The organism is Mesorhizobium sp. Cs1321R2N1 (genome assembly GCF_037179725.1).
Taxonomy (GTDB): Bacteria; Pseudomonadota; Alphaproteobacteria; order Rhizobiales; family Rhizobiaceae; genus Mesorhizobium; species Mesorhizobium salmacidum.
Genome location: NZ_JAPYKP010000055.1, coordinates 1 through 22,252, shown reverse-complemented (window position 1 = coordinate 22,252; position 22,252 = coordinate 1). Strand labels below are relative to the sequence as shown.

Genomic DNA, 22,252 nt, shown 5'->3' with positions numbered 1-22,252 from the left:
TCCGGCAATCCTATGCCCCATTGTTCGCCAGCAGCGACAGCGTGCGCACATTGTCGTGGCCTTCGAAGTCGAGCAGGCGGGTCGGATATTGGCCGGTAAAGCAGGCGTCGCAGAATTGCGGCTGGTCGTCGTCGCGGCCGGCCTCGCCCACGGCACGGTAGAGCCCGTTGATCGAGAGGAAGCCGAGCGAATCGACGCGGATGAACTCGGCCATCTCTTCCACCGACATGCGCGAAGCCAGCAGCTTCGACTTCTCCGGCGTGTCGACGCCGTAGAAGCACGACGCGCTGGTCGGCGGCGAGGCGATGCGCATGTGCACTTCCTTGGCGCCGGCGTCGCGCACCATCTGCACGATCTTCTGGCTGGTGGTGCCGCGAACGATCGAATCGTCGACCAGCACCACGCGCTTGCCCTCGATCATGCGGCGGTTGGCGTTGTGCTTCAGCTTGACGCCCATGTGGCGGATCGAATCGCCTGGCTGGATGAAGGTGCGGCCGACATAGTGGTTGCGGATGATGCCGAGCTCGAAGGGAATGCCCGCCGCCTGGGAAAATCCGATCGCCGCCGGCGTGCCGGAGTCCGGCACCGGCACGACGATGTCGGCCTCGACCGGATTTTCCTGCGCCAGTTCGGCGCCGATGCGCTTGCGCACCTCATAGACGTTGCGGCCTTCGACCGAAGAGTCGGGCCGGGCGAAGTAGACATATTCGAAGATGCAGAAGCGGGTCTTCTGTGGTTCGAACGGGAACAGGCTCTCGATGCCCTTGGAAGTGACGACGACCATCTCGCCGGGTTTCAGGTCGCGCACGAAACGGGCGCCGATGATGTCGAGCGCGCAGGTCTCGGAGGCCAGGATCCAGGCGCCGTCGAGATCGCCCAGAACCAGCGGGCGGATGCCGAGCGGATCGCGGCAGCCGATCATCTTCTTGGCCGTCATCGCCACCAGCGAGAAGGCGCCCTCGACCTGACGCACCGCGTCGATGAAGCGCGAGTTGAGATCGCGTTCCTTGCTGGTCGCAACCAGGTGCAAAAGCGTCTCGGTATCGGAAGTGGAGGAGAAGATTGCGCCTTGCTGCTGCAGCGCGCGCTGCACGGTCATGGCGTTGGTGAGGTTGCCGTTATGGGCGACGGCGAAGCCGCCATCGGCCAACTCCGCGAAGAAGGGCTGGATGTTGCGCATGCCGGCGCCACCAGTGGTGGCGTAGCGCGTGTGGCCGATGGCGCGGTTGCCTTGCAGGCTGTCGATGACGCGTTGCTTGGTGAAGGTGTCGCCGATCAGGCCGACATGGCGTTCGACATGGAACTGCGTGCCGTCATAGGAGACGATGCCGGCCGCTTCCTGGCCACGATGCTGCAGCGCATGCAGACCAAGTGTGACGATGGCTGCCGCATCCTGCCGGCCAAAGATGCCGAACACGCCGCACTCGTCATGGAAATGATCGTCAGCCTCGGCGGAAAGCACGTCGTCTGCGTCTGCCATCTTAAGCTCCGCTAAAATCGCCATATAAGGCCGTCGCGCGTCGAAAGCAACGCACTGCGTGCGGTCGTTCACATGGATCGACCGTCCGACGTCCAGTTTGCTGCCTCAGTTCGCCGGCGCTGGCGCCGGCTTGGCCGTGTTGTCGGCAGGACCGGCGTCGTTGTCGTCTGGCGCTGGCGCATTGGCGTCGTCGCCACCGGCCGGAGCATCCGCCGCCGGTGCGTCCGGCGCGGCGGGCGTCTCGGCGGCCGGCTGATTCGGATTGAGCTTCTTGAGAATGGCGTTTTCCGGGTCCTCTGGCAGCAGACTCTCGAGCTTGGCGCCGATCTGTTCCAGCAGCGGCCGCGACTTGGCTTCCGTGACCCAGGCCGGGGCCTTGGCGCCGGCCAGCCAGTTGAAGAACAGCAGCGCCACCGCGACGACCAGGATGCCGCGCGCGGCGCCGTAGAGAAAGCCGAGCGTGCGGTCGAGCGCGCCGATGCGCGAATCGATGATCCAGTCGGCGAGCTTCATGGTGATGACCGACACGACGATCAGCGCGATGATGAAGACGACGCCGGCGGCCGCCGCCATGGCGATCTTCTCATTGTCGATATAGGGCTTCAGGTAGGGCAGGACCGGTTTGTAGAAGAAGAAGGCGGCTGCCGCCGCCGCCGCCCACGAAACAACCGAAAGCACCTCGCGCGAAAAGCCGCGAACCATGGCGAGCATCGCCGAGACCAGGGTGAAGCCGACGAGAATTCCGTCAAGCAGCGTAATCGGCATGTCTTTGGCCCCACTCCGATCTCATTTTCACGGCTCGGCGAGCCGCGTCACTCTTCATCGTCGACACGGCTGCGCCGTGAGCCGGCTATGCGCGCCACGAGGTCGGCAAGCTCGGTGGGCTGGAAAGCGCCGGCCCCGATCCCTCCGGCAAGTTCCTCGCTGCCCAAGGGCAGAACCGCGCTACCAAAACCCAGCTTTTCGGCTTCCTTGAGGCGCTGCTGCGCATGCGCAACCGGCCTCACCGCGCCCGAAAGGCTGATTTCGCCGAAATAGACGCAATCGGCGGGAAGGGCAAGACCGGTGAGCGAGGAAACCAGTGCGGCAGCGACCGCGAGATCGGCCGCCGGCTCGCTGATGCGATAGCCGCCGGCGACGTTGAGATAGACGTCATGCTGCCCGAAACGGACACCGCAATGCGCCTCCAGCACCGCCAGCACCATCGACAACCGCGCGCCGTCCCAGCCGACCACCGCCCGGCGCGGCGTGCCGAGTGAGGAGGGTGCGACCAGCGCCTGGATCTCGACCAGAACGGGCCTGGTGCCTTCCATTCCGGCGAAAACCGCCGCTCCCGGCGATTTCGCGTGCCGTTCGCCAAGAAAAAGTTCGGACGGGTTGGAGACCTCGCGCAGACCCTTGTCCGACATTTCGAAGACGCCGATCTCGTCGGTCGGTCCGAAGCGGTTCTTCACCGTGCGCAGGATGCGGAAGTGGTGGCCGCCTTCGCCCTCGAAATAGAGTACGCCGTCGACCATGTGCTCGACCACGCGCGGACCCGCGATCTGGCCTTCCTTGGTGACGTGGCCGACCAGCACGATCGCGGCGCCCGTGGATTTCGCGTAGCGGATCATTGCCTGCGCGGCGGCGCGTACCTGGGTAACCGTGCCCGGCGCCGAATCGGCAAGGTCGGTCCACAGTGTCTGGATCGAGTCGAGGATAACCAGATCCGGCCGCTTGCCGTCGGCGATCGTGGCGAGGATGTCCTCGACATTGGTCTCGGCCGCCAGTTCCACGGGCGCCGACGCGACGCCGAGACGCTGCGCACGCAGCCTGATCTGGGCAACGGCCTCTTCGCCCGAGACATAGACGATGCGATGGCCCTTGGAGGCAAGAGCGGCCGCGGCCTGGGTGAGCAGCGTCGACTTGCCGATGCCGGGATCGCCGCCGACCAGCAGTGCCGAGCCGCGCACGAAGCCGCCGCCAGTGGCGCGGTCGAGTTCGCCGATGCCCGAGACGATGCGCGGTGCGTCCTCGATGTCGCCCGAAAGCGTGGTCAGCACCACGGCCCGGCCCTTGCGGGCGTTGCGCGTGTTGGCAGGCCCCGAGCCGATGCCGCCTGACGTGCCTTCCTCGACCAGCGTGTTCCACTCGCCGCAGGCATCGCATTTGCCGGCCCAGCGCTGGTGCACCGAACCGCAATTCTGGCAGATGAACTGGACGCGGGATTTGGCCACGCTTTTACCTTCCCGCGCGCTTGAGGGCGCCGCGATCCTCCGCGCCCCCTTCTGTCCTGCCGGACAGAGGGGAGCGTCGTAGGACGCCTTGCTTGCGTATTTCTGTTGCGACCGCGGGCAAAAGGCTACTCAAACCTCTCCGCGATGTGGTGCTCTTCCGCCAAATCCGAGAAGCGGGTGAATTCGCCGTGGAAGGCGAGCGTGACCGAGCCGGTCGGCCCGTGGCGCTGCTTGGCCACGATCACCTCGGCCTTGCCGCGCATCTCGTTCATGTCATTTTCCCACTTGACGTATTCCTCGGTGCCGAGCTTCGGCTCGCGGTTTTTGAGATAATATTCCTCGCGATAGACGAAGATGACGACGTCGGCGTCCTGCTCGATCGAACCGGATTCGCGCAGGTCGGAGAGCTGCGGGCGCTTGTCGTCGCGGCTTTCGACCTGACGCGAGAGCTGCGACAGCGCGATGATCGGCACGGCCAGTTCCTTGGCCAGCGCCTTCAGGCCCGTGGTGATCTCGGTGATTTCCTGCACGCGGTTCTGCGAAGACTTGGCGGATGAGCCCTGCATCAGCTGGATATAGTCGATGACGATCAGGTCGAGGCCACGCTGGCGCTTCAGGCGACGCGCGCGGGCAGACAACTGGGCAATGGAAATACCGCCGGTCTGGTCGATAAACAGCGGGATCTTCTGCATGGTCTGCGAACAGGCGACCAGCTTTTCGAAATCCATTTCGCTGATTTCGCCGCGACGGATCTTCGAGGAAGAGATTTCCGTCTGTTCGGAAATGATACGGGTTGCGAGCTGTTCGGACGACATTTCGAGCGAGAAAAACCCGACGACGCCGCCATTTGCCGCCTTGAACGAGCCGTCGGCCTGCTGCGCCGGCTCGTACATCTCGGCAATGTTGAAGGCGATGTTGGTGGCGAGCGATGTCTTGCCCATGCCTGGACGGCCGGCGATGATGATCAGATCGGACGACTGCAGGCCGCCCATGCGGCGGTCGAGATCGCGCAAGCCGGTGGCGAGGCCCGACAGACCGCCGTCGCGCATATAGGCGGCGTTGGCCATGTCGACCGCGGTCTTGACCGCGTCGGTGAAGCTCTCGAAGCCGCCGTCATAGCGCCCGGTTTCAGCCAGCTCGAACAGGCGGCGCTCGGCGTCCTCGATCTGTTCGGAAGGCGACATGTCGACAGGTGCGTCATAGGCGATGTTGACCATGTCCTCGCCGACCGTGATCAGCGCCCGGCGCGTCGCCAGGTCGTAGATGGCGCGGCCGTAATCGGTGGCGTTGACGACGGTGACGGCTTCCACCGCCAGCCGCACGACATATTGCGCCACCGTCATGTCGCCGACCTTTTCGTCGGCCGGCAGGAAGGTCTTCAGCGTGATCGGCGTCGCCGCCTTGCCCATGCGGATCAACTCGGCCGCGACGTCGAAGATCTTGCGGTGCAGGGGTTCATGGAAATGGCCGGACTTCAGGAAGTCGGACACTCGGTAGAAGGCATCGTTGTTGACGAGGATGGCGCCAAGCAGCGCCTGCTCGGCCTCGATGTTGTTGGGCGATTCGCGATAGAGCGGTTGCTCCGCCACGCCGAATTTTCGCGCTGCCTCTGCCATGATGTCCCCGATTTAGATCCCGGCCTTTCGATATCAGAACTGGACAAGTCGATGCTGACTTATCTGCAACAGCTCGTGTCGAAGCGGCTTTGATGCTCGCGATTCACAGCCAAAATTTTTCCGTGGAAAGAATAGCAATTGACTCGAATCGAGAGTTGCGAGTTTAGCGTTTCTCGAAGGAGAACAAAACAGGAAAGTGGGCGCTGGTTGACATCGGATTGCGGAGCGATGGTCTTCGGTTCATCTCACGCCAGCGCATCGCCCCAGTCCAGCCGCCGCGCCACCTTGAAGGCGTCGCCGTCGCGTTTGGTGAAGAGCTTTTCGTCGGCGCTGCCGTCTGCCTCGCATAATTTCAGCGACACCTTGCCGGATCCTGATTTCGGCGGCGCGATCACTCGTGCGGCGAGGGAGGCAGCCGGCTGGCGCGAAGCAGCGACATAAATGAATTTCTCGTCTTCCCACGGCACCTCCGCGTCCTTGGCCAGCCGGTGCAGGCGCGAGCGGGCGACGCGGCGGGAAAAGTGGCACCAGTCGGGCGGGTTTAGCGGGCAGGGTGCTTCGTGCGGGCAAGGCGCCAGCAGATGCGAGCCGGCGGCGATCAGTTGCTGCCGCACGGCCAGAATTCGCAGCCAGCCCGCCGGCGTGCCCGGCTCGACGATCAGCAACGTGTCCGTCGTGAGTTGCCATAGCCGGTCGACCATTTTGGGCAAGGATGCCGGCACGATCTCGTCCAGCACATAGGCGCATGTGACGAGGTCGGCCGGTTGAAGGTCGGCAAGGTCTGTCGTGACATCGCCGGCCCGCCAGATGGTCCGGGCCGCGATTGCGCCGGCCGCGAGTGTCTCGCCGATCTTGCGCACTGCGGCACTCGCCTCGAACAACGTTGCCAGTTCCAGTTCAGGCCAGAGATCGCTGGTAGCCCAAAGCACCGTGCCAGGGCCGGCGCCAACGTCGAGCAAGGTCGCGGGTGTGAAATCCGGCCGGGCTTCGGCGAGCGCATCGAGGCTGGCGCGGACCGCCGCGTAGGTCGCCGGCATCCGCGTCGTCAGATAGGCCTTGACCGCCATGTCCTGCGCCATGTGCAGGCGCCCGTCGCGCAGTTCGGCGCGGTAGCGGTCGGACAGGATTTTTGCTGCCTGCTTCAGGTCCGGCAGCGGCACCTTTTCCAAAATGCGATCGACAGCCTGTCGAAGAGTGGCCGGCAGTTCCACGGCCTATGCCCCTCTCGGTGCGAGCAGGATGATCGAGGCGCCGGCCATGCAGAGCGCCGCACCGGCAAGGTCCCAGCGATCGGGCCGCACGCCCTCGACCAGCCACAACCAGGCGAGCGAGGCAGCGATGTAGATACCGGCGTAAGCGGCATAGGCGCGGCCGGCGGCGCCTATGCCGATCAATGCCAGAAGCCAGGCGAACACAAGCAGCGAGGCAAAGCCCGGCAGCAGCCAGAGCGGCGACTTCTCCAATCGCCACCACGCCCACACCGAAAAGCAGCCGGCGATCTCGGCCAGCGCCGCGGCTGTGTAGAGGAGATAGGTCATGAAAAAGGCCTCGCTTCGATCACGAGGCCTTTTTCGGGGCAGGAGCCGGCAATGGCAAGCGCCAATAATGCGTCCTGACAGCGCCGTTCCTATTCCGCCACCTTGCGTCGGCGGGCGGGCTTGGCGGGCTTCTCGGCGGGAGCCGCCTCGCGGCGGCCCATATCTTCACGGTGCCCCATATCTTCACGGTGCCCCATGTCGCGCATTTCCAGAGCTTTTTCGCATTTGGCCATATAGTCGCGCGTCATCGGCAGCGTGTCGTTCGTCTTGGTGATCTGGAACTGGAAAATCACCAGATCCTGCCAACGGAAGGCGGCTTCCGAGGCGGCCAGATAGAACTCCCACATGCGGCAGAAGCGTTCGTCATAGATAGCCTTGGCCTTGTCGCGGTTGGCGGCGAAGCGCTGGCCCCAGTGCTTCAGCGTGTCGGCATAGTGGAGCCGCAGGATCTCGACGTCGGTGACCACGAGGCCGGACTTCTCGATCGCCGGCAGTACTTCGGACATTGCCGGAATGTAGCCGCCGGGGAAAATATACTTGCGGATGAAAGCGCTGGTCGCCCATGGCACGCCGGAGCGGCCGATCGTGTGCAGGAGCATGACACCATCAGGCTTCAGCAATGTTGCCGCCTTGTCGAAGAAGGTCCGGTAATGGTTGACGCCGACATGCTCGAACATGCCGACCGACACGATGCGGTCGAAGCGTTCGTTGAGCTCGCGATAATCCTTCAGCTCGAAATGGACGTGGTTTTCCAGCCCTTGCGCATGCGCCCGGTCGGTGGCGACGCCATGCTGTTCGGTCGACAGCGTCACGCCTTGTACGTCGACGTCGAAGGCTTTGGCGAGGTAGAGGCCGAGGCCGCCCCAGCCGGAGCCGATGTCGAGCACCGTCTGGCCGGCCTTCAGCCGGAGCTTGGCGGCGATATGGCGCTTTTTGGCGGCCTGCGCCTCGTCCAGCGTCATGTCCGGTTGCTCGAAATAGGCGCAGGAATACTGCACGTCCTCATCGAGGAAGAGCCGGTAGAGCTCGCCCGACAGATCGTAGTGGCGCTGCACGTTGCGGCGCGAGCGCGAGGCGGTGTTGATCTGCTGCAGGCGGCGGAAGGCGTGGCGCAGGCCCTCGATGGCTTTCGACCAGGTTGCGTCGATGCCGCCGCTGCCCATGTTCTGGAAGGCAATGCGCATCAGTCCGAGCACGCCGCCTTCAAGAATGTCCAGCTCGCCGTCCATGTACGATTCAGGCACCGCCAGCATCGGGTCGAAGGTGATGGCGCGCTCGGCATGCCGGGTCTTGATGTGCATATGCACCGGCTCGCCGCTGCCGTCGCCGAAGATGAATGTCGAACCCTGCGGCCCGGTTACTTTGAGATTGCCCGTGCGCACCAGGCGGTCGAGAACGCGCTTCAACAGAATATTCATTGTCCGATGTCCCCTCGCGGTCAGACAGGCTGTCCTACTCTGCATCAATATATAGGGTTTCGAAAAGTTCCTTTTGGCACAAAAATGCCCGGGCGAGAGGCCCGGGCATTGGTCCAGAAATGGCTGGAAAGCGGTGGTCCGAGTGGCTCGGACCTGTGCGATCAGGCGTTTTCTTCGCCGCCTTCGAACTCGGCATTCGGATCGAAGAAGTTTTCCGGCCGCGCATTGTCGTTGATGTCGTCGCCGTAAATAGCTTCGGCGGTGGTCAGCGTCTCGCCCTTGGCCTGGCGTTCGGCCTCATCGGCCGTGCGGGCGATGTTGAGCGTGATGGTGACTTCGACTTCCGGATGCAGGGCGATCGCCACATTGGTGACACCGATGGTCTTGATCGGCTGGTTGAGCTGGATCTGGTTGCGGTTGACCGTGAAGCCCTCCGTAATCAGCAGATCGGCGATGTCGCGCGTCGACACCGAACCGTAGAGCTGACCGGTCTCGCCGGCCGAGCGAACGGCGATGAAGCTCTTGCCGTCGAGCTTTTCGGCAACCTGCGCGGCTTCAGACTTGCGCTCGAGGTTGCGGGCTTCGAGCTGGGCGCGCTGGCCTTCGAATTTCTTCTTGTTGGCTTCGTTGGCGCGCAGCGCCTTGCCCTGCGGCAGCAGGAAGTTGCGGGCAAAACCGTCCTTGACCTTGACGGTATCGCCCATCTGGCCGAGGCGGGAGACGCGTTCGAGAAGAATGACGTCCATGATTATGTTCCTTTTGGTTGGGCGTCCGTCCACAAGGCCGGCGCCGAATTCTCTGGAACAGGTCAGGAAGCAAAAGGGCGTTGCCGCCGGTGTCGCTGTCCTGCCTGTCGCGGCAGTTAGAGGTTTTGACCTCAACTCGGGATTTGATGCCTAACCGGTCATGCCCGTCATGGCCGGCGATAAGGAACGGGCGGCGAACCGCCCGTTCGGAAGAATTAGCGAACCACGTAGGGCAGCAGGCCGAGGAAGCGGGCGCGCTTGATCGCCTTGGCGAGCTCGCGCTGCTTCTTCTGGCTAACGGCGGTGATGCGCGACGGCACGATCTTGCCGCGCTCGGAAATGTAGCGCTGCAGCAGACGCACATCCTTGTAGTCGATCTTCGGTGCGTTGGCGCCGGAGAACGGACAGGTCTTGCGGCGGCGATGGAAAGGGCGCCGGGTCGGGATCTGGTTGATGTCGACCATTATTCTGCACCCCCTTCAAAACCTTCGCGCGGACGGCGCGGACCACGGTCGCCGCCTTCGCGATCGCCGAACGAGCGCGGGCCACGATCGCCGCGGTCGCCGAAGCTGCGCGCCGGACGATCGCCACGGTCGCGATCGCCGAAGCCGCCGCGCTCGGAGCGCTCTTCGCGCTTCTGCATCATGGCCGAAGGGCCTTCCTCATGCGCCTCGACCTTGATGGTCAGGAAACGCAGCACGTCCTCGGACAGACCCATCTGGCGCTCCATCTCGTTGAGCGCCGCCGGCGGGCAGGTGAGGTCCATCAGCGTGTAGTATGCCTTCCGGTTCTTGTTGACCCGGTAGGTGAGGGACTTCAGTCCCCAGTTCTCGACCCGGCCGACGGACCCGCCATTTGCTGCGATGACGCCCTTGTACTGTTCGACAAGCGCATCGACCTGCTGCTGCGAGAGGTCCTGCCGGGCAAGAAACACATGTTCGTAAAGAGCCATTATGTATCAGTGCCTTTCTTCGTTTCTCTCCCGGTTCCCGGCGGCAAAAGCCTCTGCAACTTCTCTGACCCGCGTGTGCCTCGAAAGGCGCGGGGAAGAAAGGAGCATGACGAGACGGTCGAGAGCGGAGACACGGGAGGCGGAAGCGCTTCTGGCATCACACGAAGGTTCTAGAAAAAACCTCCGGCCCTCCGTTCAGCCCCCAGCTGGGACCGGCAGATTGGCGGCGTCTATACAGCAATCCGCTGATAAGGCAAGGGCAAGCGGCATCCCCGATGTCGCAGCCGCCAGAAAATCAACCCGCGGCGCGCGCAAGGCCTGGCGGTTTTCCCAGCAACCGGCGCTTAACCACAACATCAGCTTGCGCCGGGTTGAGCCCCACCGTCAACGGTCGATTCATCATGCAACATGCAAAAGACCGGGCAACCGCGCATATCAAGCGGCAGGCATTTCCGGGGGTAAGGATGCTTCTCAACAGATTCTGGCGCTCGAAGAGCGGCAATTTCGCGCTTCTGATGGGGTTGGGGCTGCCAGCCATTCTGTCAGCCGTAGCCTTCGCGACCGATGTCTCGACCATGATGCGGGCGAAGAGCAACCTGCAGAATGCGCTCGATTCCGCAAACCTTGCCTCGTCGCATCTTGGCGATCTGGACATTACCCGCACCGACGCCTTCAACCGCTATTTCCAGGCAAACATCGCCGGGCATGGCGAACTCGTCAACGCGCAGGCGACGCTGACCGTCGACAAGGGCGTCAATTTCATCAAGACCAAGGCGGTCGCCTCGGCCGACGTCAATCTGAACTTCGCTTTCCTGTTTGGCCAGAGCAAGCACATCGTGGTCGATGCCTCGGCGGTCGAATCGAACAATCAGCTCGAAGTCGTGCTGGTGCTGGACAATACCGGCTCGATGCGCGGCGCCCGTATGACGGCGCTCAGGGCCGCGACCAAATCATTGCTCGATACTCTCGAATCGACAAAATCGCCGACGCGCCAGGTCCGTGCCTCACTGGTGCCATTCGTCACGGCCGTCAACGTCAACGGCGACGGGTTCGACCCGTCCTGGATCGATATGGACGGCAAATCCTCGACCAACGGCATAAATTTCCCCGTCATCGACGGCAAACGCCCGAACCACATGGCGCTGTTCAAGCAGCTCAAGGACACCGGATGGGCCGAGCCCGGATGGAACGACACGGGATGGAAGGGCTGCGTGGAGGCGCGGCCCGGCGCCTACAACATTTCCGACACGCCGCCCGACCCGACCAAGCCCGACACGCTGTTCGTTCCCTATTTTGCGCCGGATGATCCCGGAGATGCGCAGATGCCGTCCAGCACCTATGGCAATGAGGCAAAATACTACAACAATTCTTATCTCGCCGACACCGGCGACACGGTCAAGCTGGACAAACAAAAAGGCAACAACCGGCTCGGCATCGACTTCAGCGGCCTCGGCAGCGATCCCGACAAAGCCACCAAGGAAAAAGTCGCCAAATATGTGGCGCCAGAAAAGGAACTTATCACCGAGACAGGAACTTCCGTCACCGTTGGCCCGAACCGTTCCTGCCCGACCCCTGTCGTTCCCTTGACCGAAGATTTCGACAAGCTGCGCCAGGCGGCAAGCCAGATGACCGAGTGGAACGGCTCGGGCACCAATGTGTCGGAGGGCCTGTCGTGGGGCATGCGTGTGCTGTCGCCCGCTCCGCCTTATACCGACGGGGCGCCGTGGAAGACGCCTGGCATCAGCAAGATCGTGCTGTTGCTCACCGACGGTGAGAATGTCGTCTATGGTGCGAGCGAACAGCCGACGAAATCCGACTACACATCCTATGGCTATCTGGCGGGTGGCCGCTTCGGGTCGGATAACCAGGCGACGGCGGCCCGCAATGTCGACGGCTGGACCAAGAGCGTCTGCACGCAGTTGAAGAACGAGGGGGTGCAAATCTACACCCTGGTGCTGCAATCCGACACGCCCGCCAACCGCACGCTTTACAGCGCCTGCGCTTCCGACCCGAGCAACTATTATGCCGTCAATGACCCGACCAAACTGCCGGACGTGTTCCTGCAGATCGCCAACAAGTTCTCGAAGCTGCAATTGACGAATTGAACCCATGGCCCGAAAGCATCGGGCCTGAGCCGACCGGTCGGCTCAACTGGTATGGGAGACAACCTTGTCGACCGTTTCAGGGAAGAAGTCGGGTGCCGCGAGGCGTTTGCCGAACATCATGTCGTATTGCAACAGACGGAAATCGCGGATCGCCGGGTCGATCTCCTTCTGTCGCGCCCAGTCGGACGTGGCCTCGCCCGTCGGCGTCAGCAACAAATTGCGGTCGACGACACGATAGCGCTGCCGCATGTCGCCCAGGAAACCGGTGTAGTAGGGGTGGGTGATGCCCGCGGCGGTGAGGATATGATAGGGCAGGAAGGCAGGGCTCACCGTCCCCAGATTCTCGACCGGGCCCGAGCGGTTCGACCAGATGATCAGCGGTGTCGCGTGGTGTTCGAGAGCCGCCTCCGGCGTCGGTTCCTTGCGTGGCGCGACATTGTCCTTCAGGAAGCCGGTCTCGACATAGACCGGTCCGAGCGGCGGCAGGTGGTCACCGAAAAAGGCGACAATCGTTGGCCGCTCGCGCGTCTTGGCCCATTCGATCAGCCGCTCGAGGCCGCGGTCCGCGTCGGCTGAACCCTCGGCGTAGGAGATCAGCGAGTCACGCGCCCACTGGCTGATCGGGGCTTGCACCGAGTGGGTCGGGTTCGAATAGCGGTTCGGTTCATACGGGCCATGGTTCTGCAGGCTGACGGCGAAGAAGAAGACCGGGTCGTCGCTGGCGTCGGCTTCGCGGATGATCTCGTCGGTCATCGCGGCGTCGGATGCCAGCGGTCCGCGCTTTTCCATGGGCGGCAGCGTCTCTTCCGATTTGAAGTCGTTGAAGCCGAAATCGGCATAGACCGCGCCGCGATTCCAGAACCAGTTTGTGCCTGGATGGATGGCGCGTGCCCTATAGCCTTCGCTCTTCAGGAAGGTCGCCATCGACGGCGTCGGGGTGCGTACATATTGCTGGTAGGGGATGCTGCCGGCCGGCAGGAAGGCGTTCGAGAACCCGGTCAGCGCTTCGAATTCGATGTTGGCGGTCATGCCGCCGAATTCGGGCGAGAACATCGAGCCCGAACGGAGCGCCCGCACATTGGGGATCGGATCCGGGGTGATGGTGACGCCGGGCAGCTTGGTTGAATCCCAGAAGGATTCGCTCATGACGACGATGATGTCGGGCTTCTCGGTAGGCACCGAGGCCGTCACATTGGTTCGGTCAATGGCCGCAATTGCCTTGTCGGAATAGCCTGGTGGTGCCGAGACATGCGCCATCGGCACGTTGAGTGCGAAGGCGAGCGCAAAGCCGTTGGAGGCGTAGTTTTCCTTCTGGTCCCACATGATGGGGATGATCTGCAGCCGGTCCCGCGTCCACGAGAAAGTGGCGTAGTCCATGATCGAGACGAAGAAGGCGAGCAGCGGCACCGCCAGCGTCAGCCGGGCAAGGCGGCCCTTGTGGCTGAGGGCTGGAACCTTGCGGCGCCAAAGCCGCCAGCCGTAGACGAGCAGGGACAGGCCCGCGACGATGCCCGCGACCATGGCGAGCGCGGTCATAGGCCGCTCGCGCACCAGCAGCGGCAGCAGGGCGAAGATCTGGCGGGCATAGAGAAAATCCGTGGGGTAGAGCGGATCGCCGAGATAATGCGATTTCTGGTGGCCGACAAAGGCCAGCGACAGGGTCAGCGGCGCCACGATCATCAGGCTCTGATGACTGCGCCCGAGCACCGCGTCGAGACCGATCAGGACCAGCGCGAACACGACGATGGTTGTCCAGCCCGGCTTGAACGGCTGCAGGAAGAAGGAAACGGTGCCGGCAACATCGCCGCGCACGATCAGTTCGATGGCGAACACCAGCACTGCCGAGATCGCCAGGCTGATCAGCCCGTAACGGACGACCGGCCATCGCCGGCCCGGCAGATAGCCGGTGGACGGATCGTCTTCCAGGAACTGCGGCGCGGCGTTGCCGGCACGTTTGAAGCTCTTTGCCACTTTAACTTCCCACCCCAAGACAATCCACGTCATTCGATTGTCATATAATTGTCACGCAAAGCTAGCGCCTATGGCGGAAATAAGAAGAGCCAGCAAACGATTCGTGAGCGGTTTTCATCAGGTGTGATCGTCGCAAAGCCCTTTGGGAACAGGCGCTCGGCGCATGGTTCGGGTTCGGCTCCGGGTTGAACCGGGCTTGACTTGGCGGCCTGCCTTGCGTCACAGGCAGGGAAAATTCGTAGTATCAGTCAAGCAAAACAAGTCTGGGGAGCCCCCGCATGGCCGTCGCATTCACCTTTCCAGGACAAGGAAGCCAGGCTGTCGGCATGGGCAAGGATCTCGCCGATGCCTTTCCCGAGGCGCGCAGGATCTTCCAGGAAGTCGATGACGCGCTCGGCGAAAACCTGTCGAAGCTGATCTGGGAAGGTCCCGAAGAAACCCTGACGCTGACGGCCAATGCGCAGCCGGCCCTCATGGCGGTATCGCTGGCGGCGATCAGGGCGCTGGAAGCGCGCGGTTTCTCGCTGAAGGATAAGGTCGCCTATGTCGCCGGCCATTCGCTGGGCGAATATTCGGCACTCGCCGCCGCCGGCTTCGTTTCCGTTGCCGATGCCGCCCGTCTGCTGCGCATTCGCGGCAACGCCATGCAGGCGGCGGTGCCGGCCGGCGAGGGCGCCATGGCGGCGATCATCGGGTTGGAGCAGGCCGATGTCGAAGCTGCCTGTGCCGAGGCCGCCCTGGGCGCTGGCAAGGCCGCCGCCTGCCAGGTGGCGAACGACAATGGCGGCGGCCAGCTGGTCATATCAGGCACGAGAGCCGCGGTGGAACTGGCGGCGAGACTGTGCACGGAAAAGGGTGCCAAACGGGCCCTGATGCTGCAGGTTTCGGCGCCTTTCCATTCCGCGCTGATGACACCGGCGGCCGAGATCATGCGCGAGGCGCTGTCGAGCGTCGCGAGGGCCGCGCCGGTCGTGCCCATCGTCTCCAACGTCACCGTCACTCCGACCAGTGACCCCGATGAGATCGCACGGCGTCTGGTCGAACAGGTGGTTGCCCGCGTGCGCTGGCGCGAAACGGTGGAATGGTTCGGAGCCAACGGCGTCTCCACGCTTTACGAGATCGGCGCCGGCAAGGTGCTTTCGGGCCTGGCGCGGCGCATCAACCGCGACATCGCCACCGCCTCTGTAGGTTCCGCGGCCGAGGTCGAGGCGGCATTGGCGGCGCTTGCATAAAACGCCATTTGATACCATCCCTATACGGGATGCCCTCTTCTCAACCTGGAGACAAAAATGTTCGAATTGACCGGCCGCAAGGCGCTTGTCACCGGCGCATCGGGGGGCATCGGCGAGGCGATCGCCAGGGTGTTGCATGCGCAGGGCGCGATCGTCGGCCTGCACGGCACGCGCCTCGAGAAACTGGAAACGCTGGCCTCCGAACTGGGCGACCGGGTCAAGCTGTTCCCGGCCAACCTGTCGAACCGCGACGAGGTCAAGGCACTCGGCCAGAAGGCGGAGGCCGATCTCGAGGGCGTCGACATTCTGGTCAACAATGCCGGCATCACCAAGGACGGCCTGTTCGTGCGCATGTCGGACGCCGACTGGGATACGGTGCTGGAGGTTAACCTCACCGCCGTTTTCAGGCTGACCCGTGAACTGACCCACCCGATGATGCGCCGCCGCCATGGCCGCATCATCAACATCACTTCGGTGGTCGGCGTGACCGGCAATCCCGGCCAGGCGAATTACTGTGCCTCCAAGGCCGGTATGATCGGGTTATCGAAGTCGCTGGCGCAGGAAATCGCCACCCGCAACATCACCGTCAACTGCGTCGCTCCGGGCTTCATCGAATCGGCGATGACCGACAAGCTCAACGACAAGCAGAAAGAGGCGATCATGGCGGCGATCCCCACGAAGCGCATGGGCACCAGTGCCGAAGTGGCGTCCGCCGTTGCCTATCTGGCTTCGAACGAGGCCGCCTACGTAACCGGGCAGACCATTCATGTGAATGGCGGTATGGCGATGATCTGAGCGAGGATCTGAGCGAGGTCCGCGGTAACATCGCCGCGCTGTGAAAACCCACCATTTCGGCTTGGACCTTGGCTATTTTTCGTGTAATGCGGCCCGCAACCCGGCGGTTCGGGCAAAAACCGGTCCGTGGCCGTTGCGTTTCCGGCAGGACCATCTTTCAGCTTGATTAGCGGCATTCCGCCCGCTAACGAAGACAGACAAACAAAAGACGAGGATGCCCAAATGAGTGACACCGCAGAGCGCGTCAAGAAGATCGTCATCGAACACCTTGGCGTCGATGCCGACAAAGTGACGGAGCAGGCGAGCTTCATCGATGATCTGGGCGCTGACAGCCTCGACACGGTCGAACTGGTCATGGCGTTCGAAGAAGAATTCGGCGTCGAGATCCCCGATGACGCAGCCGAGACCATTCTGACCGTCGGCGATGCGGTGAAGTACATCGACAAGGCTTCGGCCTGACGCTTTCGGCAGTCATCACCGGGGAGGACCTGCGATGAGGCGTGTCGTCGTCACGGGCCTTGGCCTGGTTTCACCGTTCGGTATGGGCTTCGAGCACGGCTGGAAGGAACTGCTGACCGGCCGCAGCGCTGCCAAGCGCGTCACCGAGTTCGAGGTGGACGATCTTGCCTGCAAGATCGCCCACGTCATTCCGCGTGGCGACGGCTCCAACGGCACGCTCAATCCCGAAGCCATTCTTGAGCCGAAGGAACTTCGCAAGATCGGCGACTTCATCCTGTACGGGATCGCGGCCGCCGATGAAGCGCTGAAGGATTCCGGCTGGCAGCCTTCCACCGAGGAGGAGCGTTGCGCCACCGGTGTGCTGATCGGCTCCGGCATCGGCGGTCTTGAGGGCATCGCCGAGAACGCGATCATCCTCAAGGAACGCGGGCCGCGCCGCATCAGCCCGTTCTTCATTCCCGGAAATATCATCAATCTCGTGTCGGGCCAGGTTTCGATCCGGCACGGATTGAAAGGCCCCAACCACGCTGTGGTCACCGCTTGCTCGACCGGCGCGCACGCCATCGGCGACGCCGCCCGGCTGATCATCTTCGGCGATGCCGACATCATGCTGGCCGGTGGCGCCGAATCGCCGGTGACCCGGCTTTCGCTCGCCGGCTTCGCCGCCTGCCGGGCACTCTCGACCGAGCGCAACGATAGCCCGCAAACGGCCTCGCGGCCTTACGACCGCGACCGCGACGGCTTCGTCATGGGCGAAGGCGCCGGTGTCGTCGTGCTGGAAGAGCTCGAGCATGCCAAGGCGCGTGGCGCGAAGATCTACGCCGAGGTGACCGGCTACGGCCTGACCGGCGACGCCTATCACATCACCGCACCGGCAGAAGATGGCGACGGGGCCTTCCGTTGCATGACGGCGGCGCTGAACCGGGCAAAGCTTACGCCAGCCGATGTCGACTACATCAATGCGCACGGCACCTCGACCATGGCCGATACGATCGAACTCGGCGCTGTCGAGCGGTTGGTCGGCAATGCGGCGTCCAAGATTTCAATGTCGTCGACCAAGTCGTCGATCGGCCATTTGCTGGGAGCAGCCGGCGCGGCCGAAGCGATCTTTTCGATCCTCGCCATCCGCGACAATATCGCACCGGCGACCATCAACCTCGACAATCCCGAACGCGAAACCGCGATCGACCTGGTGCCGAACAAGCCACGCCCTCGCCAGATCGACGTAGCCCTGTCCAATTCCTTCGGCTTCGGCGGCACCAACGCCTCGCTCGTCTTCCAGCGGTATAATGGCTGACGGTCCGGTTGCCGGGCAATGCTTTGGCGTGCCGTCAATTTTGCCATATTCGCCCCTACTCTGCCGCAGGGGATTCGTTGAGAGATCGAACGGTAGGGCGAAATGAACACAAATCCGTCAGGCAACGGAGAATTCGGGCAAAGGCCGGCGAATACCGGGCCGATCGTGCCGAAGACGGCCAGCGAGGCGCTGCGGCCGGAAGCCGGAACGCCGCCGCCGAAACGCTCGCGCGCTTCGCGCAGCCAGGTCGTCGTGTTCATGAACTTCGTCATCTCCTCGGTGATGCTGATGGTTCTGGCGGCGGGCGTGGCCCTCTATTTCGGCAAGCAGGAGTTTACCGAGCCCGGCCCTGCCGCCAATGGCGACACTTTCCTCGTCAAGCCCAACAGTGGCGTCCAGGATATCGCCGACCAGCTTGAGCGCCGCGGACTGATCAGCGACGCCCGCGTATTCCGCCTCGGCGTGCGTGCCTTCGGCAACGATTCGGCACTCAAGGCCGGAGAATACGAGATCAAGCCCAGGGCATCCATGCGCGACATCATGGAACTCCTGAAGAGCGGCAAGTCGGTGATGTACTCGCTGACTATTCCCGAAGGGCTGACGGTCGAGCAGGCCTTGCAGCGCATCGCCGACGAACCCGCCCTAAGCGGCGATATGCCGGCGAAGACGCCCCCCGAGGGCAGCCTTGCCACCGACACGCTGCGCTTCACGCGTGGCGCAACGCGTCAGCAGATGGTCGAAAAGCTGCTCGCCGATCAGAAGAAACTGGTCGATGAGGTGTGGCAGCGGCGCGCGCCGGATCTGCCGCTGGCCAACGTCGAGGACTTTGTCACCCTGGCCTCGATCGTCGAGAAGGAAACCGGCAAGGGCGATGAACGCTCACGGGTGGCTGCTGTCTTCCTGAACCGGTTGGCCAAGGGCATGCGCCTGCAGTCCGATCCGACCATCATCTATGGTCTGTTTGGCGGCAAGGGCAAGCCGGTGGACCGCCCGATCTACCAGTCCGACATCCAGAAGCAGACGCCTTACAACACCTATGTGATCAGCGGCCTGCCGCCGACGCCTATCGCCAATCCAGGCCGCGCGGCCCTCGAGGCCGTGGCCAATCCGTCGAAGACCGACGACCTCTATTTCGTCGCCGACGGCACGGGCGGTCACGTCTTTGCGTCGACCCTGAACGAGCACAATGAAAACGTCGCCCGCTATCGCGCGCTGCAGAAGAAGCAGGCCGATGAAGCAGCCAAGGCCGCCGCTGCCGCCGGTACCAGCGGCAGTGCCGACAAGCCTGCTGCCGACAACCCTGCTTCCGACAAGCCTGCTGACGACAGCGACGGCACCGGTGGTGACAACGGCGATGCCGGCGGTGATGCGGGCGCGGTCCAGTAAGGTGAAGAAAGGCCTGGAAGGCGGCGGCCTGACATTTGAAGGAACGCCGGGCGTCCGATTTCGACGCATTCGCGGTGTGGTCATTTTAAGCCGCGCTTGCCCCTCCGGAAAACCGTTTCGGGGTAAGGCGCCAGGGGTGTACAGGGCGACATGAATTTGCAGAGCATGACCGGTTTTGCGCGCGTCGTCGCCGAGCATGACGGCACCGCGATTGCCTGGGAAGTCAAATCCGTCAATGGCAAGAGCGTCGAGGTTCGCCTGCGGCTGCCTCAGGGATTCGAGCGGCTGGAGCCTGTGGTCAGGCAAACGCTGCAGAAGCGTTTCGCCCGCGGCAATTTCCAGGCGACGCTGACCATCGGCCGCGCCGCCAGCGCGCAGACGCAACCTGTCGTCAACGAGGCGTTTTTGAAAGATCTCGCCGGTCTGGCCAAGCGGCTGCAGGAACAGTTCGGCGTTGCGCCCGCGACGGCTGACGGATTGCTGTCGCTGCGTGGCGTGCTCGACGTTGCCGAAACCATCGAAACCGAAGAAGTGCGGGCCGCGCTCGATACCTCCATCATGGCCGCGCTGGACGTGGCGCTGAACGGCCTGGAACAGGCCAGGCAAGGCGAGGGCGCCGCGCTGGCCGTGCTTTTGTCCGGCCATATCGACACCATCGAGACACTGACGCTGCGCGCGGAAGCCGACCCGTCACGCGATACGGCGGCGATCCGCGAACGCATTGCCGAGCAGGTCCGGCTGCTGATGGACGCATCCGCCAATCTGGATGCAAGCCGGCTGCACATGGAGGCGGCGTTCCTTGCCACCAAGGCCGATATTCGCGAAGAGATCGACCGGCTGAAAACGCATGTCGCGTCTGGCCGGGCCTTGCTCGAGGGCGGCGGCGCCGTCGGCCGCAAGCTCGATTTTCTGGCACAGGAATTTAACCGCGAATCGAATACGCTGTGTTCGAAGTCGAATGCCGCCGCCGTCACCGCGATCGGGCTCGAACTGAAGGCGGTCGTCGACCAGTTTCGTGAACAGGTCCAGAATCTGGAGTAGCCGATGGTCGCCAAGGAACCGATGGTTCCCAGGGATATGGGGTCCCGGATCCGCCGCCGGGGGCTGATGCTCGTCCTGTCGTCGCCATCGGGTGCCGGCAAGTCGACGATCGCGCGCAATCTTCTGGAGAGCGACTCCAGCCTTGAACTGTCGGTCTCGGTCACCACGAGGCCACGCCGCGGTTCGGAAATCGAGGGCGTTCATTACCATTTCCGCACGTTGCGCGAATTCGAGCGATTGCGCGATTCCGACGCGCTCCTCGAATGGGCGGAAGTGCACGGCAATTGCTATGCGACACCGCGCGAGCCGGCCGAACTGGCGCTGGCGCAGGGCCGCGACATGCTGTTCGACATCGACTGGCAGGGCGCCCAGCAGCTCAAGGAGAAGATGCGTGCCGACATCGTCTCGATCTTCATCCTGCCTCCGTCGATGAAGGAATTGAAGGCGCGGCTGAAGCGGCGCGCCGAGGACCAGGAAGCGGTGATCGAGACGCGGCTGAAGAACGCCCGCAACGAGATCGAGCACTGGAAGGAATATGACTTCGTCATCGTCAATGACGATCTCGACCGTGCCTTCGCCGAGGTTCGCGGCATCGTCGTGGCCGAGCGGCTGCGGCGCGACCGCCGGCCCGGTCTCTTCGATTTCGTGTCGGGATTGTTGGACGAAAAGACCGTGTGACTGGCGTCAGGGCGCCATGCCCTCGACCAGGATCAGATGTCGGCTGAGCGCGGCATCGCGCACCTCCAGCGCCGCCGCATATTCGGCGGATGCGTACCAGCGCCTTGCCCGCTCGATGTCGGGAAATTCAACGACGATCAGCGGACCAGGATGCCAATCACCCTCCAGCGTCTGCACTTGGCCGCCGCGCACCAGATAACGCCCGCCATGCCGGGCGATCGAGGCCGCGGCGCGGGAGCGGTATGTCTGCAACGCCTTTTCGTCGCGGACCGTGACATCGGAAATGACATAGGCGGGCATTCCTGGTTCTCCGGCATGTTCGCCAGACTACCTATGCCTCGGTCATCACAATTCCAGACCTGCCGGCGCTAGACCGCATTGGTCAGCCGCACGAACTCCTCGACGCTGAGCGTTTCGGCACGTCGCGTCGGGTCGATCCCCGCTCTTTCGAGCAAGGCCTCGCCGCCGAGGCTTTTCACGCTCTGCCGCAGCATCTTTCGGCGTTGGCCGAAGGCGGCTTCCGTGACCCGGCCGAGTTTCTTCACCTCGGCGGGCAGGGGCGTCGCGCGTGGTTCCAGATGCACCACCGAGGAGGTGACCTTGGGCGGTGGCGTGAAGGCTTGAGGCGGGACGTCGAAGGCGATCCTGGCCTGCGTGCGCCAGCCGGCGAGCACACCCAGCCTGCCATAGGCGTCGCTGTCGGGTGCGGCGACGATGCGCTGCGCCACCTCACGCTGGAACATCAGCGTCATCGAGGCATAGAAGGGCGGCCAGTCCGCGACCGTCAGCCATCGGACCAGCAGTTCGGTGCCGATGTTGTAGGGCAGATTGGCCACGATCCGGACCGGAGCGTGGCCGGTCCCCGAGGCGAGGGCGGCGAAGTCGATCTTCAGCGCGTCGCCTGAAATCACCTCCAGCCGACCTGGGTAGTGAGCGGACACCTCGGCAAGCGCCGCCAGGCAGCGTTCGTCGCGCTCGATGGCGACGACCCGGCGGGCGCCGTTCGATAGCAGCGCTCTTGTCAGCCCTCCAGGCCCGGGCCCAACCTCGATCACCGTGGCATTCGTCAGGTCGCCGGCACTGCGTGCGATCTTGCCGGTCAAATTGAGATCGAGCAGGAAGTTCTGGCCGAGCGCCTTTTTCGCCTGCAGCCCATGGCGCTCGATGACGTCACGCAGCGGCGGCAGCCCATCGATGCTCATCAGGCAACCTCACGATTGCGTTGAATCAGTTTAAGAGCTGATTGGGCGTTGGTCCCGCGCCACCGTAACGACCGCCTGTGGTGCTCGCCCTTCGAGGGCCCGCATGAGACCTGCGGCGTT

At 63.4% G+C, this 22,252-nt stretch carries 21 protein-coding genes; 8 read left to right on the top strand and 13 right to left on the bottom strand.

What is annotated here, in order from left to right; translation table 11 throughout:
- Window positions 1–10: 10 nt before the first annotated feature.
- The 10 genes from purF to rpsF all read right to left on the bottom strand — a co-directional run bounded on the left by purF (window position 11) and on the right by rpsF (window position 9,966).
- Window positions 11–1,480 (bottom strand): amidophosphoribosyltransferase, encoded by a 1,470-nt coding sequence (gene purF / locus O7A61_RS16090; RefSeq protein ID WP_027144131.1) that lies wholly within the window; start codon window positions 1,478–1,480, stop codon window positions 11–13.
- A gap of 105 nt (window positions 1,481–1,585) precedes the next feature.
- A complete protein-coding gene (locus O7A61_RS16085; protein ID WP_337130607.1) occupies window positions 1,586–2,245 on the bottom strand; it encodes a CvpA family protein in 660 nt (219 codons plus the stop codon).
- A 47-nt stretch (window positions 2,246–2,292) separates the two neighbouring features.
- The gene (radA, locus tag O7A61_RS16080; protein ID WP_027144129.1) at window positions 2,293–3,696 is read right to left on the bottom strand and encodes a DNA repair protein RadA; all 1,404 of its coding nucleotides are present in this window, start codon (window positions 3,694–3,696) and stop codon (window positions 2,293–2,295) included.
- A 125-nt stretch (window positions 3,697–3,821) separates the two neighbouring features.
- The gene (locus tag O7A61_RS16075; protein ID WP_027144128.1) at window positions 3,822–5,312 is read right to left on the bottom strand and encodes a replicative DNA helicase; all 1,491 of its coding nucleotides are present in this window, start codon (window positions 5,310–5,312) and stop codon (window positions 3,822–3,824) included.
- A 245-nt stretch (window positions 5,313–5,557) separates the two neighbouring features.
- On the bottom strand, window positions 5,558–6,523 hold the full coding sequence (locus O7A61_RS16070) for a small ribosomal subunit Rsm22 family protein (protein ID WP_337130606.1): 966 nt from the start codon (window positions 6,521–6,523) through the stop codon (window positions 5,558–5,560).
- A 3-nt stretch (window positions 6,524–6,526) separates the two neighbouring features.
- The gene (locus O7A61_RS16065; protein WP_337130605.1) at window positions 6,527–6,850 is read right to left on the bottom strand and encodes a YnfA family protein; all 324 of its coding nucleotides are present in this window, start codon (window positions 6,848–6,850) and stop codon (window positions 6,527–6,529) included.
- Between the two features lie 89 nt (window positions 6,851–6,939).
- A complete protein-coding gene (locus O7A61_RS16060; protein WP_337130604.1) occupies window positions 6,940–8,268 on the bottom strand; it encodes a cyclopropane-fatty-acyl-phospholipid synthase family protein in 1,329 nt (442 codons plus the stop codon).
- Between the two features lie 161 nt (window positions 8,269–8,429).
- Window positions 8,430–9,014, bottom strand: coding sequence for a 50S ribosomal protein L9 (rplI, locus tag O7A61_RS16055; RefSeq protein ID WP_027144124.1), 585 nt, complete (start codon window positions 9,012–9,014; stop codon window positions 8,430–8,432).
- Between the two features lie 215 nt (window positions 9,015–9,229).
- The gene (gene rpsR, locus O7A61_RS16050) at window positions 9,230–9,478 is read right to left on the bottom strand and encodes a 30S ribosomal protein S18 (RefSeq protein ID WP_006203718.1); all 249 of its coding nucleotides are present in this window, start codon (window positions 9,476–9,478) and stop codon (window positions 9,230–9,232) included.
- The gene (gene rpsF, locus O7A61_RS16045) at window positions 9,478–9,966 is read right to left on the bottom strand and encodes a 30S ribosomal protein S6 (protein ID WP_027144123.1); all 489 of its coding nucleotides are present in this window, start codon (window positions 9,964–9,966) and stop codon (window positions 9,478–9,480) included. The genes rpsR and rpsF overlap by 1 nt, the downstream gene beginning before the upstream one ends.
- Before the next feature lie 464 nt (window positions 9,967–10,430).
- Here rpsF and O7A61_RS16040 point away from each other — a divergent pair, with 464 nt between their 5' ends.
- Complete coding sequence (locus O7A61_RS16040) at window positions 10,431–12,071, top strand: pilus assembly protein (protein WP_337130603.1); 1,641 nt, start codon at window positions 10,431–10,433, stop codon at window positions 12,069–12,071.
- A 42-nt stretch (window positions 12,072–12,113) separates the two neighbouring features.
- On the opposite strand, the gene O7A61_RS16035 is transcribed toward O7A61_RS16040, so the two are convergent.
- Window positions 12,114–14,075 carry an LTA synthase family protein gene (locus O7A61_RS16035; RefSeq protein WP_337130602.1) on the bottom strand — a complete coding sequence of 654 codons (1,962 nt, stop codon included), beginning with the start codon at window positions 14,073–14,075 and terminating at the stop codon, window positions 12,114–12,116.
- A gap of 245 nt (window positions 14,076–14,320) precedes the next feature.
- Here O7A61_RS16035 and fabD point away from each other — a divergent pair, with 245 nt between their 5' ends.
- From fabD to gmk, 7 genes are all read left to right on the top strand, one after another.
- Window positions 14,321–15,274 (top strand): ACP S-malonyltransferase, encoded by a 954-nt coding sequence (gene fabD / locus O7A61_RS16030; RefSeq protein ID WP_337130601.1) that lies wholly within the window; start codon window positions 14,321–14,323, stop codon window positions 15,272–15,274.
- 57 nt (window positions 15,275–15,331) lie between these two features.
- Complete coding sequence (gene fabG, locus O7A61_RS16025) at window positions 15,332–16,069, top strand: 3-oxoacyl-[acyl-carrier-protein] reductase (protein WP_337108030.1); 738 nt, start codon at window positions 15,332–15,334, stop codon at window positions 16,067–16,069.
- 222 nt (window positions 16,070–16,291) lie between these two features.
- A complete protein-coding gene (locus tag O7A61_RS16020) occupies window positions 16,292–16,528 on the top strand; it encodes an acyl carrier protein (protein ID WP_006203723.1) in 237 nt (78 codons plus the stop codon).
- Window positions 16,529–16,562: 34 nt separating this feature from the next.
- Window positions 16,563–17,825, top strand: a complete 1,263-nt coding sequence (fabF, locus tag O7A61_RS16015) for a beta-ketoacyl-ACP synthase II (protein WP_027144118.1) — start codon at window positions 16,563–16,565, stop codon at window positions 17,823–17,825.
- A 102-nt stretch (window positions 17,826–17,927) separates the two neighbouring features.
- Window positions 17,928–19,211, top strand: a complete 1,284-nt coding sequence (mltG, locus tag O7A61_RS16010; RefSeq protein ID WP_337130600.1) for an endolytic transglycosylase MltG — start codon at window positions 17,928–17,930, stop codon at window positions 19,209–19,211.
- A gap of 150 nt (window positions 19,212–19,361) precedes the next feature.
- Entirely contained in the window at window positions 19,362–20,252 is an 891-nt protein-coding gene (locus tag O7A61_RS16005; RefSeq protein WP_027144116.1) for a YicC/YloC family endoribonuclease, read from the top strand.
- Window positions 20,253–20,273: 21 nt separating this feature from the next.
- The gene (gmk, locus tag O7A61_RS16000) at window positions 20,274–20,930 is read left to right on the top strand and encodes a guanylate kinase (RefSeq protein WP_337130616.1); all 657 of its coding nucleotides are present in this window, start codon (window positions 20,274–20,276) and stop codon (window positions 20,928–20,930) included.
- Window positions 20,931–20,936: 6 nt separating this feature from the next.
- Here the strand turns inward: gmk and O7A61_RS15995 are convergent, their stop codons facing one another.
- Together O7A61_RS15995 and rsmA are read right to left on the bottom strand one after the other, a co-directional pair.
- A complete protein-coding gene (locus O7A61_RS15995) occupies window positions 20,937–21,230 on the bottom strand; it encodes a DUF1330 domain-containing protein (RefSeq protein ID WP_027144114.1) in 294 nt (97 codons plus the stop codon).
- A 68-nt stretch (window positions 21,231–21,298) separates the two neighbouring features.
- Entirely contained in the window at window positions 21,299–22,132 is an 834-nt protein-coding gene (gene rsmA, locus O7A61_RS15990) for a 16S rRNA (adenine(1518)-N(6)/adenine(1519)-N(6))-dimethyltransferase RsmA (RefSeq protein WP_337130599.1), read from the bottom strand.
- Window positions 22,133–22,252 lie beyond the last annotated feature (120 nt).

What these genes read in the sequence shown, in the direction of transcription:
- fabF (WP_027144118.1), top strand. Translation starts at nt 16,563, where the DNA reads ATGAGGCGTGTCGTCGTCACGGGCCTTGGCCTGGTTTCACCGTTCGGT.
- fabD (WP_337130601.1), top strand. Translation starts at nt 14,321, where the DNA reads ATGGCCGTCGCATTCACCTTTCCAGGACAAGGAAGCCAGGCTGTCGGC.
- rplI (WP_027144124.1), bottom strand. Translation starts at nt 9,014, where the DNA reads ATGGACGTCATTCTTCTCGAACGCGTCTCCCGCCTCGGCCAGATGGGC.
- O7A61_RS16085 (WP_337130607.1), bottom strand. Translation starts at nt 2,245, where the DNA reads ATGCCGATTACGCTGCTTGACGGAATTCTCGTCGGCTTCACCCTGGTC.
- O7A61_RS15995 (WP_027144114.1), bottom strand. Translation starts at nt 21,230, where the DNA reads ATGCCCGCCTATGTCATTTCCGATGTCACGGTCCGCGACGAAAAGGCG.
- O7A61_RS16035 (WP_337130602.1), bottom strand. Translation starts at nt 14,075, where the DNA reads ATGACGTGGATTGTCTTGGGGTGGGAAGTTAAAGTGGCAAAGAGCTTC.
- O7A61_RS16065 (WP_337130605.1), bottom strand. Translation starts at nt 6,850, where the DNA reads ATGACCTATCTCCTCTACACAGCCGCGGCGCTGGCCGAGATCGCCGGC.
- O7A61_RS16060 (WP_337130604.1), bottom strand. Translation starts at nt 8,268, where the DNA reads ATGAATATTCTGTTGAAGCGCGTTCTCGACCGCCTGGTGCGCACGGGC.
- O7A61_RS16005 (WP_027144116.1), top strand. Translation starts at nt 19,362, where the DNA reads ATGAATTTGCAGAGCATGACCGGTTTTGCGCGCGTCGTCGCCGAGCAT.
- rsmA (WP_337130599.1), bottom strand. Translation starts at nt 22,132, where the DNA reads ATGAGCATCGATGGGCTGCCGCCGCTGCGTGACGTCATCGAGCGCCAT.
- purF (WP_027144131.1), bottom strand. Translation starts at nt 1,480, where the DNA reads ATGGCAGACGCAGACGACGTGCTTTCCGCCGAGGCTGACGATCATTTC.
- fabG (WP_337108030.1), top strand. Translation starts at nt 15,332, where the DNA reads ATGTTCGAATTGACCGGCCGCAAGGCGCTTGTCACCGGCGCATCGGGG.
- O7A61_RS16040 (WP_337130603.1), top strand. Translation starts at nt 10,431, where the DNA reads ATGCTTCTCAACAGATTCTGGCGCTCGAAGAGCGGCAATTTCGCGCTT.
- rpsF (WP_027144123.1), bottom strand. Translation starts at nt 9,966, where the DNA reads ATGGCTCTTTACGAACATGTGTTTCTTGCCCGGCAGGACCTCTCGCAG.
- rpsR (WP_006203718.1), bottom strand. Translation starts at nt 9,478, where the DNA reads ATGGTCGACATCAACCAGATCCCGACCCGGCGCCCTTTCCATCGCCGC.
- O7A61_RS16020 (WP_006203723.1), top strand. Translation starts at nt 16,292, where the DNA reads ATGAGTGACACCGCAGAGCGCGTCAAGAAGATCGTCATCGAACACCTT.
- mltG (WP_337130600.1), top strand. Translation starts at nt 17,928, where the DNA reads ATGAACACAAATCCGTCAGGCAACGGAGAATTCGGGCAAAGGCCGGCG.
- O7A61_RS16075 (WP_027144128.1), bottom strand. Translation starts at nt 5,312, where the DNA reads ATGGCAGAGGCAGCGCGAAAATTCGGCGTGGCGGAGCAACCGCTCTAT.
- gmk (WP_337130616.1), top strand. Translation starts at nt 20,274, where the DNA reads ATGGTTCCCAGGGATATGGGGTCCCGGATCCGCCGCCGGGGGCTGATG.